The organism is Bradyrhizobium sp. Kon56, assembly GCF_055807635.1.
In genome coordinates this window covers 1-261 of the sequence record NZ_JBVVOU010000473.1, presented here as the reverse complement: position 1 = coordinate 261, position 261 = coordinate 1, and the positions used below count along the sequence as shown (strand labels likewise).

Here is a 261-nt window from a genome sequence, read left to right as displayed (position 1 = left end):
GCCCTGAAGCCAAGGCGCCAGAGGGTTGGTCGCCGCTGTTCAGTGAGCGCGTACGCGACGTCGTCCTCGACGGCTTGAGCGTCTTCGCGCTGAAGGTCCCAGCGGCTTCAGGGCGCGCCAGCAGGGCGTCGAATTCGTCGAGGCTGCGGATGACTTGCTGGCCGCGCCCAGCGCTGGCGTACAGGGGTTTCAAGCGAATCGGCCCGCTGTAGAGCAAGCGAGTGGCGCCAAGCCGTGCGTCCTCCAGCGCGAAGACGCTCA

Annotated in this window: 1 protein-coding gene; it reads right to left on the bottom strand. The window is 67.4% G+C overall.

The genetic code is table 11. The features are described from left to right. A partial coding sequence (locus AC0L3B_RS39715; RefSeq protein ID WP_473383347.1) for a DUF3182 family protein occupies positions 1-261 on the bottom strand: 261 nt, incomplete at both ends.